General features: G+C 32.9%; 7 protein-coding genes. 2 read left to right on the forward strand and 5 right to left on the reverse strand.

The window, feature by feature from the left end; all coding sequences use genetic code 11:
• Positions 1 to 34 precede the first annotated feature (34 nt).
• Together NTX22_07025 and NTX22_07030 are read right to left on the reverse strand one after the other, a co-directional pair.
• Positions 35 to 2659, reverse strand: a complete 2625-nt coding sequence (locus NTX22_07025) for a DUF3376 domain-containing protein (protein ID MCX6150257.1) — start codon at positions 2657 to 2659, stop codon at positions 35 to 37.
• Between the two features lie 229 nt (positions 2660 to 2888).
• Positions 2889 to 5105, reverse strand: coding sequence for a phosphodiester glycosidase family protein (locus NTX22_07030; protein MCX6150258.1), 2217 nt, complete (start codon positions 5103 to 5105; stop codon positions 2889 to 2891).
• A gap of 206 nt (positions 5106 to 5311) precedes the next feature.
• Between NTX22_07030 and NTX22_07035 the strand changes: the two genes are divergently transcribed.
• On the forward strand, positions 5312 to 8785 hold the full coding sequence (locus NTX22_07035; protein ID MCX6150259.1) for a hypothetical protein: 3474 nt from the start codon (positions 5312 to 5314) through the stop codon (positions 8783 to 8785).
• An 8-nt stretch (positions 8786 to 8793) separates the two neighbouring features.
• The gene (locus NTX22_07040) at positions 8794 to 9240 is read left to right on the forward strand and encodes a DUF116 domain-containing protein (protein ID MCX6150260.1); all 447 of its coding nucleotides are present in this window, start codon (positions 8794 to 8796) and stop codon (positions 9238 to 9240) included.
• A gap of 181 nt (positions 9241 to 9421) precedes the next feature.
• Here NTX22_07040 and NTX22_07045 read toward each other — a convergent pair whose 3' ends face one another.
• From NTX22_07045 to NTX22_07055, 3 genes are read right to left on the reverse strand one after another with little or no spacing between them, the layout of a single operon-like run.
• Positions 9422 to 9976 carry a hypothetical protein gene (locus NTX22_07045; protein ID MCX6150261.1) on the reverse strand — a complete coding sequence of 185 codons (555 nt, stop codon included), beginning with the start codon at positions 9974 to 9976 and terminating at the stop codon, positions 9422 to 9424.
• 1 nt (position 9977) lies between these two features.
• Positions 9978 to 11114 carry a T9SS type A sorting domain-containing protein gene (locus NTX22_07050; GenBank protein ID MCX6150262.1) on the reverse strand — a complete coding sequence of 379 codons (1137 nt, stop codon included), beginning with the start codon at positions 11112 to 11114 and terminating at the stop codon, positions 9978 to 9980.
• Positions 11115 to 11154: 40 nt separating this feature from the next.
• Positions 11155 to 11424, reverse strand: coding sequence for a hypothetical protein (locus tag NTX22_07055; GenBank protein ID MCX6150263.1), 270 nt, complete (start codon positions 11422 to 11424; stop codon positions 11155 to 11157).
• Positions 11425 to 11573 lie beyond the last annotated feature (149 nt).

The following is an 11573-nucleotide window of genomic DNA, read 5'->3' on the forward strand; positions in this document are numbered from 1 at the left end:
TTCAGGAACACGCAAATACGTGTTCCTGAATTTTTTAATTGAAGAAGCTTATAATTGCATCAAAACTGCCACGATTATAATAATGCAGAAAGACAAATCCTATATAGGCTGCGGATGAAATAACCCGAATCCACTTACTGTTTGTTATAATAAAAACGAAAAGCAATCCGACTGCGCCCCAAATAAATGGTGTTTGAATTTTTACCATCCCAAAAATATTTAGTGTTAGCAGAACTAAAATAAACAAAGAAACAAAAAGTAGAATATTTTGCGTAAGTGATTTTAACTCCCCCTTTAACGCTAACACCATGTAATAAATATAACTATTAACCTTAGAAACAATTTGAGCTGGCTTATTTAACATTTTGGAAATTAATGGTGTGGCTTTTCCTGGTATCCGTTGAACCAAAAATCCAAACGTGCGTAAAACTTTGGCACCAAGAACTACAACATAATTTTGAGGAATATCTTTTAAATTTTCCAGACCAACTTTGTAATTAGTTTTAAAATATTCTTCTGTCGCCTTGATGTCCAATCCGCATCTCTCATCCAAAATCGTTTTTATTTTATTCAGATCATCTTGATTGATAGCCGAATTTGTAATTTCACATTTCCGTCTGTTTATAATTTCCTTCAATTCAGTCTCGACAATTCCTTTACACAGATTGTCTATAATACTTTCAGCGGTCTTTTGATTTTCAGGTTCATTCAATATTGTTCTTACAATTAATTCAGCAGCATCAAGCCTGCCTTGAAGAATATCATTCTCCCTCCAGGATTTTTTTAGGAATGCACTAAAGTGCATCAACATTTCTCCGGCAAGTTTATCAGAAATTAAATTGTCACCATTTGAATAATGAGTTGCCAAATCCGGCGAAATCCTAATTATTTCGATAGGATCTGCTTCACCAATATCTGAAAGAATAATCATTGGAAAAATGTGCATATCTAAAAATTCAAAAGCATTAAAAATATCATTGAGTAATATTTTTATACCGAATTTTTCATTCAATTTATTTATAGCTAAGTAATCCTGTAACTCTACAATTATTTTTCTCGATTGCTCTTTGAATTCGTCTGACATTATTTTCTTAAATTTTTCCGTGTAATCATTTATAACATCATTGCAATTTTCCTTTGTAATAATTGGGATAAAGTTATTAATCCGCCATGCTTGATGATTATAGAACTCAACGAAATTGTAAAGTTTCAATTTGAGTTCACTCAACTTTTCCACTGTAGTCTTCTCGATATCTTCATTCTCCCTAACCCAGCGATTTATCATACTAATGAAATATCTTAATCGGCGAATGCGGAACGGGTAATCAAAAGTTTGTAGAAATTCATATTTATCTTTCGCTAAGTCATTTAGTTTATTTTTAACAAGAGATTTTATTTCAGCTTCAATTTTTTTATCGATGATTTTTTGAACTAAATTATTTTCTATTTTACTGCAAAGGCTTTTTACTTTGAAATTTGTATATGAATTGTGGATAGGATTGCTAATAATTCCTTCTCTAATATTGTTGGAATTATTTGAAATAAAAATAATGAGTTCGGCTTCCATATCCCGCAACACTTTTTTTACTTCAACAATTTTATTGTTTCTTTCAAATACATTTTTCAAATCGCTTGCAATACTTTGATATAATCCAGCTTCAAACAATCCTTTTAAAGAATCGAATCCATCAGCTTCCTCTTTATCCGCCACTCTTTTCAAAGTCCCATCTTTTTCTTCAAGAGCAAATTTAACAGTTTCAGGATCTGGCTCAACAAAAAATAATTTACGGTCAACTATTGTGTCAGCCTGTCTATTAAAAATGGTTTGTACAGTATAGTTGAATGGTCTATTGTTAACCATCCCACCATCGCCATATACCGTGTTTTTTGTACCATCGCCTTTACAAACGCTTTCCTGAAAAATTTCCTTCATTCTTTTTTTATCTTCCACTGTATATTTAACCGGTGCAAATGCAACTGGAAAAGCAGAAGTTGTAGCCGCAACTCGTGCAAGGTACTTGTTTTTTTGGTATTCATTTTCTCCAGAAAAATCATTTCGTCCAGTTCGGTTTTCGTTCAATAATTTATCTTCAATACCTATTACTTTCTCATATCTTTCAGGACGGATCTTAAATTGAAAAACAGTTTCGTATGATTTTACAGTTACCGGGCTGTTAAAATAATTTCCTTCGAAAGTTTGAAAAACTCCATCAAGATCGGTTGCAGTTATAAATAAATCTAATAACTCAAACTCTGGTTGAAAATTTTTTTGATCATCTGGACTAAGTTTAACTCCATTTAGTGCGTTTTCAAGTTTCTTCATATAGTTGTTGGAATCAAGAAGCGATACAGGATTTTTCCCCATATCAATTAGTTTATCCAGATCGCCTTCTTCAATCCAAAGAGATTTTAATGAATCAAGTGAGGCACCTGTTGCAAGTGCTTTTGCCAGAAAGATACCATTTATTCCACCAGCGGATGTTCCGGATATAACATCAATTATTGGCTTTATTTTAGCTTCATCAGTAAGTTGTTTATACGCTCCATCTTTGCGAACCAGACGCAGGAATTCGTAAACTACTCCAAAAATATACATACATAAAGAAACTCCCCCATAAAGCACCAGACCAATACGTAATTCCTTTTCGTAATTACTCATTTAATGTGCCCTCCATTAAAATTGAATTTGAAAGAAGTAGATTGTTGGATATATAATAATATAACAAGGATTGGATAAGATGCAAGAAAAAGTTCAAGAGAAGGAAAAAGAACAAGAAATAAGATTAAGAGCAAGATTAAGATTAAGAGCAAGAATAAGAGCTATAGCAATCAAAATGTCTTAATCTTGATCTTAATCTGTTTTCTAATACTAATTTTAAATAATTTTTTTAACGAACTAAAATCATCTTTTTTGTCTCAGAAAAATTTCCACTTTGAAGTCTGTAAAAATAAAGACCACTTGAACAATTACTTGCATTCCAAGAAACCTGGTGCAGTCCAGCTTCTGTTTCCTTGTTAATTAAAGTAGCAACTTCTCTTCCAAGAACATCGAAGACTTTTAATATTGTGTCGTCTCTAATGGCAGAGTGCCATCTGATTTGTGTTACCGGATTAAATGGATTTGGATAATTTTGTAAAAGATAAAAACCTTTGGCAACCATCGATTCAGCAGATACATTTGTTGTAGGTGTGGAATATTTTACCCTCAGATTATCGAAGTATAATGTACCGGAATAAATTTGTCCATTTACTTTTTTGCTCCCAAGCTGTACTTCAATCCTTTTAATTGAAATTGGAAAATTAAGTGTCTGGCTGTTGTTTATTGGAATATATTTGGTTGTTGGACAGGTAATTGTATCAAAGGTGAATGCCCTTTCCAGGTATTTGTTTGCATTAACACGGAAAAGTTCTCCATCATTATCAGATACAACATAAAACATTTTATGTTTAACGCTGTCTGCTTTCACGTCAAGAAAAAAGGATTCCGGTGTACCGTAAATTTGTATTGGTGCAACAGGATCAAGGTAAATGTAATTGAACTTACCTTCATATGTAAATTTGTAATCAACTTTAAATGAACCATTGCCTAAAGTTTTGTAGTCTTGAGAAAAACTAATATTAGTTGCCAGTGAATCATAATTTGCACCGCTTAAAATCCAGGTTGATAAGTTGTCTAAAGTATCTAAGGTTCTAATTCCTTTACCTAATTCAATATGCACTTCAGCGGTGTCATAAAAACCATGATATTCAACAATCACTTTCACAACACCATCAGCAAGTCCTCTGAAATTACCATGAGAATCAACTTTTCCAATAAGAGGACTATCAACAGTCCAGTTGCATAAATCATTGTTCAATGCAGATAAAGTTTCATATTTATCCTTCAAGCCCGTTTCAAAGTTTACAACGGTAGAAGTATCAACATAAATCCTTTTCGGAGTTACCTTAATTCCAACTGGTACAACAGGTTCCGAAGAAACAACAAGCATAGCATTTGCAACTGAACGTTCTCCACCCGGATCACTCGGGGAATTTTCTATTTTCCCTCTAACAACCATGGTAGTAGATCCTCCGCCATCAAAATTTAAACCTTGGTAAACGCCAAGTTGAATCATTATTTTAGCAAGCTCGTGTAAATCCATACCTGCACTTATTGCCTGTCTTCCATCAACAGTGATTAAAAATAATTTTGAGCTATCTGCTGAAAAACCTGCTGCAGTTCGTGGATGTTTTTCATAAGTATGCGATGGACCACCTTCCTGTTGATAGCCTTGATCAACATAATCTTTTCCATCAGCCACAATTTTGGGAAAGCCGCCCAACATTTCTTTTAACCTGGAAATACCCGGTGAAATTCCCATATAAACTTTTATTGTATCACCAATTTTAATATTGTTGTTTATAAAAGTTTCGGAAGAACCGTGACCAGAAAGAACAGTTTTACCTGCAGGTATAATCATATTACCAGTTGCTTTTACAAGGTTTTCAACTACACAGTTCATTGTATCATTCATTAACCATTCATCAATAGGTTGAATTAACACTTCAGTTCCCCACAGGTTTGTAGCTGTAGAATTTCCAAAATAACTATTGTATAATATTAACTGATTTTCTCCGCGCGCAGTATTAACTTCACTTACAAAAGCACTTGAGTTTTGAGCAATAACTTTTCCCTGGAAATTAACAATATTAAGCATGGGTTTTTTATCAACATCAAATCCAATTGTAGAAAGTGCAATTGGTGTTCGAAGCAGTTCTCCATTGGCAACTTGGATGTTAATCGGAATACCATTAGCTGTATTATAAAAATCGGCATTAACAGCACCAACAACATGATGCCCATCGTAATTTTTTCTTGATGAAATAGAGCTTGCTCTTTCCATTCCAATCAATTTATCCTTGGATTTTACTGATTCAATTTTAATAAATGGATTTTTCAAATCTACTTCCAGAACATTAATTGTCCAGGGTGCAGATTTAACAAGAATCTTAGTATGGATTACACCCGGTCCAGCCGTCTTGCTTGAAACTGTGTCTAATTGATATTGGGAATATAAATTGGTAATGAATAGAGTTGAAAATATAAATAAGAGAAATTTTTTCATGATAAGTTTTCCGAAAAGATAAAAATTATGTTACGTTGTTTTATGGCAGGAAAAATAAGAATAATTCCATCAGAATAAAAAAATTGTAATCAATTAAAATTTACAATTGTTTAATCCACACAAAATTATCTTTACCTTGAATTATATCTGGAATTTTGAGTTATTTAGATGCGTAATTAAGAAAATATTAATACAAAAGGAGCATAATGGATTATCGGAGAGCGCTTGGTTTTGAGTCAGGCAAAAGTGTTGCTTATGCAAATGATGAAAAATTAATACAGTATATCAATCTTAAGTTAGCAGCTATTGGGGCGCCGATTTTTAAAGGTACCATAAATCAAGAATTTATAGAAATAGCACACGATTTAATTGCAAATCATATTGAAAAGAACCGGTTACTTTCAGATTACCTCTGCCCTGCCGATCAGCGCATCCAAAATTTTTTAAATAGCTATTTAAACGATTTGAAACTTAAAGAAGAAATAAGACTTCCTTCTAACACATTTATCCTGGATAGACATGGCTTAGCACGCGTTCTATCAATTCCCCCAGACAAGTATGAGTTTTTGTCCGACATAGTAAGTTCATATAAAATTAAACAAGGTGTGCTGCATAATCCCAAAAATGATAGGAGAACGACCAAAGGAGTATTTCACATATCAGAAGGTGGATTGCCAATCCCCGATGATAAAATTTCAGTTACTAAAAATATATTTTTCAAAATTCTGAAGTCTGCATTAAATCCTCCAAAAGAATTACTTAAACTTCCATATACTTCTTCACAGATAGATCAAGCGGAAGTTTTCGTTTCGCTTCTGCTTCGCCCCATTGTTTGCCCAGAAGTTAAAGGATATTCTCCACAAAAAACTATGGAGATAAGATTCTTCGCACCTGGTAATCTTGTTGGCAATCTGGATTTTGTTGAATCGATATTTGGTAATGCAGGTGATCCTTATCTCCCTGAAAATGATTCTGCGTTAGATGTTGAACATTGGGTTGGACATTCAGGATGTATTATTCTTGCTCCTCATCTAATTGAATTAACAAAAAAATCTTTAGGGCTGCCACACATCGATGACGCAACTGAAAGACAAATACGTGATGGAATGTGCTGGAAAAATGAAGATGAATTGTACAATGAAGGCAACGCATTTAAGCTAACTGCGCGCACAGAAGACGGGATTATTATTACAATAATTGCCGATAATTATTTTGGCTATTGTAAAAAAGAAGTTAAAACACAAATAAGCTACTCAGCAAATCTTTATGGAAATGCTGAAGAAGAACATTCCGGTGGCGCCATTGCTTTCCCAAGTTACAATCTTGGTGATGATTTCCATGATGATAACCAGGTTAGAAAAGATGAGCACAATTTTAAGGAGATGACTGAGCTTTTCTCTGAAATTCTTGAAGTTCATCCGGAAGGCTACGCTGTTGATAAAATTTATTCTGATATTATTTACGTACCTGAAGATGTAAAATTTAATTTAAATGTTCAAACCGTTAGCTGGCATCAGGAAGAAAAATATGTTACTATAAAATTACTTCCGCAAAACACCTACATTCTGCCGGCTGGTTACAAAGTCCGACTCGAAAAAAATCCTGTAAGTCAAAATTGGCGTCTTGTAGGAACAACTGCTGAAGGAACATTTTGCCATAAACCAAGCACAGTTTCCGGCGGTGGAAAATCAGAAATATCAAAATCAATCTCTGATTCAATTATCTTTGGTCCTTTCTTTATCGCCGATTTCAAAAAGGATTTTGAGTTAATTGATGAAATAATTAATCACGATTATAGCAATCGTTATAAGGTGCGGAAAGATCCAAATAAATCTGCAAGAGCGCTGCTTAGCTATAAGCGATCTCTTGGATCGGCAATTAAAATGCTTACACCTTCGCCAACTGAATTTACACAAGATTACAATGATTGGTTAAACACAATTCCTCAATACATAAAGGGATTGGTATTTTTAATTAAACGATTTTATCGACACGAATGGGAAGGAAATTGGCAAGAGCATTTTACAGTTGATATAGTAAATGGAAATCCTGGTAATGAACTGAAATACAACAACAGAAAACTTTCTGCAAATTACCTGCGTGTTGGTTTGCAAAAGGATAAATCGTGGCGAACTTTTAAACTAAGGCAGGATTTTGTGGCGGCTGATAAAATTCAATTTGAAGATGATATCACTGCGTCTATTGTTGTTCCATCCGAGACCTTACAAAACTTAAATCCTGATTATCATAACCCAAGTGTAAAGATTGTTGAGAACTGCGAGTTTCGTTTCTTCCAACGCCCTGATGAAGCAATACATCGTGGTTATGATAAGCAAGCTGAGCTTGATATTTCTTCTCCAGGCACTTTTATATCGAACTTTGAACCTCTGACAAAAACTGATTTAAAGAATATTATTGATGATGCAATCGGATTTGATAAGTTTACTGAACCAATGAAAAAATTTATTATCGATGCTTACCCGGATAATGAAAATAAATATTTTGTTTCTTCTGCACATCCAAGAATGATAAATGGAAAACCATCGGCTAACATGCGGTATTTGCAGAACCGCCCGGACATGGTTTATCCGCGTAATAAATATATTGCAGAAATTGGGATGAGATTTTTCCGGCGAATTCCCCTGAATGAACCACTGCATTTTGCCGTTAATGCAGTACTACCAGGCAGAAGAAATAATCCACCAGAGATTAATGCAAAAGTAAGATCGCTTTGTGTATACAATCCAATTCATTATCAGGAACTTCCGGAAATGTTCATGGATTTTATTTGCAGTTTAACTGGCAAATCACCATCAACAACCGGGGCAGGTTCTGAAGGCGCTCTTACAAAAGGACCGTTCAATGCATTAAGCCCAATCCATGATATTAACAATGCACTTGTTTCCTATATACTTACAGGTTATGATTGCTATACAACTGCCGCTGGATATATTGGTCCTAATTACAGAGTCGATCACGATATAAGTCTTCTTATACCAGAAATCTGGTGCCGATTATCTGTTCAAGAACGTGATCCAAAATTCCTGATTGAAGGAAAGTATTTGGAGAAACTTGATGATTTCGAATTTAACAATCAAAAAGTATTTGCAAGTAGACTTGGTTATAGAATAACAGAAAAATTTGTACATACGTTTTGTGGAAAGGTATTTGAAAATCCTTATACAGTATTTAACGAAGATATGCTGAAACCTGAAAAACAAAGTTTAGAAATTTTTGTTGATGGTGTTAATAACATTGTCGAAGCCCAAAAGAGAGTTGCCATTCAATATTTTAATGATGGAAGCATTGGCGCCGCTTGCCCTCCATTGAAAGCAATACTTTTTATAATGGCTAACGGAAATTATGAAGGGAAAAATGTTGATGATCCTTCAATACGGGAAATGTTTACCAGGAAAAATTTGCTATCCAGCGATTGGTATATGGATCGCCTGATGACAAAGCAACTGGGTGATATTGCTTTGTGGCAAAAGCATGTAACGCATTTACAACACTTTATTAATCAAACAAACAATTTGGGATTAGCAGAAGAATTAGGAATAAAAAATCAGTTGGCAATAGCGGAAAGTCAATTACAAAAAGTTAAGTCACCATCCTATTTAAAAAGTTTGGTTGGGATGATTGGCTCAGATCCATTATTTAAGGAAAATAAAAAAACATAGTGTAGCTGCTGAAAAATAAAAACAAATTTGAAGCCTGTAATTATAAAATTGCCTTACTTCCTCATTGTCTGCGCGATTTGAATAAAAACTGCCGTACAGAGATGGATGATATTGACCTTGTATGTAAAGGATGTTCGAAAGATTGCTTTATTAACTTTGCTACAAAATTATTAAAGGAAAATGATATTCATCCATACATTTGGATGAACATAAACGACAAAAAACTTTTTCACAATTTAATAAATGAATATAGCTCGTTAGGTGTCCTTGGAATTGCATGCATTCCAGAGCTGATTAACGGTATGATGAATTGCATTAAAAAAGGAATCCCTGTCGTCGGCATCCCGCTTAATGCAAACCGGTGTGCAAGATGGATGGGAGAATATCTTGAAAATTCTTTTAGCGTAGAAAGGTTAGAGGAATTGGTAGATAAATCGCAAAGCTCAACTAATTAAAATTTCAGCAGACTATTCTATTACCATTGCTTTGGTTTCAATAACAATTCCTTGAAAAATTGGTAATCATTATTTTTATAAAGTTAGGTGATTAAATTTGTCTCCAATATTATAACTCTTTGTTTTTTAAGTAAAGTTATATCTTTCAAGATGTTTACATTGGCAGATGAAAAATAGATTATCAGAAATAAAATATCATATCTTGAACAGGCATAAAATTTTCTTTTTTCCAATAGTATATTTTGTACTTTTCAAATTTATAGGTTTTGTCCGGAGGATAAATAAATTGCTTTATCAAAAAAGAATTTGAAACTATAAGTTTAAATTCAGCATAAGCAATTGGTTTACCCCAGCCTTGTGTTGTTCTTAAAATATAAACTGCGCTATCTCCAATTAGTTTCTGCCTATAACCAATTTGGAATATAACAGTATCAAAAGGAGGAATATTCAAAAAAAATGATATTCCATTCTCCCCTTCTTTAGCAAAACTGGTTTCTCTCCCATCTGATAAATTATAAAGCCTGATTGAATCTATTTTCTCATCTGAATAATTCGGGAACGGGTAGAATATATTACTCTCAATTGTTTTATCAGAGCGATTAGCAAACCAATAGTAACCATCAACATCAATAGCAAGACTATCTAAGCGGAAAGTTATATCCTCCTTGAAGAAATCCGCTCTTTGTCCCAAAACAAACGAGCTGAGAAAAAATATTAAGTACAAAATTTTTCTCATTTCACTTCAACAAAATCATCGAGCCGCTTTTCATTACCTGTTTATCCATAATAAGATTGTAATAATATATTCCTGATGACATTGTTCCACCATTCATATCTCTTCCGTCCCATTTTAGTGTTGAGCTTTCTGTTGCTGGAATACTTCTGACAAGTTGCCCACTAATATTATAGATATTAATATTCGTTGATTTATTTTTTGTCCATGAAGGAATTTTGATAAAGAAGTTAGTTGAAGAATTAAAAGGATTAGGATAGTTAATTAGTTTAAATTCATCTGTAATTGGAGTTACATAATCTTCAACTTCATCAAGAACCTGGCAAAAACCACAATCCCATTTAAGATGTATATCTTGAATAACTAAAGTATCTGGATGGATATCCTTCAACTCAAATGAATCTATCTCTATTATAGTTAAATATCCAGGGAAATCCCAACCTTTAATTTTAATTTGTCCTGCTTTATAAATAGTATTAAATATTTGTGTTGAATATGCGCCAGTTGAATCAATTTTAAGTGGTGTCTCTAATTCAAAATATGGATAACCAATTACTCCAAACAATCCAAGTTTTGATATTAACTTTCCATTCCTATCATAAAAGCTACCTTTCAGTATTCCATATTGACCAATACTTTTATTTAGAACACCTAATGATGGATTTTTAGTAAGGAAATTAACCTCCCATGTACTTTTGGCAGGACCATCACTTAATCTAAAAATGGAATATCCATTAATTGGTTTACCTACACCTGCACCAGGACAATCACCAAAAATTAACCGATCTTCTCTAACACTTTTATTGTTAAAAATATTTGAATAAGTAAAAATTTTTATTGTATCACCCTGTCGGTTTATTGAAAGCGGTATCGTGAGATTGTCAGAAGTTATAAAAGCTACAAAAATACCATTTAAATATTTTTTTTTTAATTTTGACCCCACATTTGAAATTTTAATAACAATACTATCAGTTACCTCAGCCCAATAGCCAAATGGAAACAAAAGCTCCATCGTCCATTTGTCGTTATTATCAAAAACCAGTTCTGATAATTCAGTAATGGGAGTATTATCAGTTGGGTTAGACCACTGAATAGATTGTGTTCCTAAAAAGATAATTATCAATAGAAAATTTCTATTCATAAAATCACCTCACATAACTAATTATTAATGTCCTTAGGTGTTAAAAAATTTCCTCGATGTATTTATTCATTTCTATTATCAAAATAAATAGTGAATTGAATTTCATCTCCATCATTATAACACTTTGATAATCAAGTAAAGTTATCTCAGACAAGGTATGTACATTTCCAGATGAATAATAAAATATACTATTCAACTCTATATTAAATATTTCTTTTGCTGTTTTATGTTTGTAAGTATAAAAAGTGGAGTCTGATTGTTCAAACAAATTTGTTTGTGTGTAATCTCTGAAAAATTTCATCCCGGTCATTATTTCGTCCCCTCAAAATTATTTCGGATTCAAATTAGATCATTTTTCATTTACAATCAACAATCATTTAATAATTCTACGTTCTTCATCTTCATTCTTCACGCTTAGTTCTTCGTTCTAAATTATACATTCTTCACTAATTTTAATAG

Source organism: Ignavibacteriales bacterium, assembly GCA_026390815.1.
Lineage (GTDB): Bacteria > Bacteroidota > Ignavibacteria > Ignavibacteriales > SURF-24 > JAPLFH01.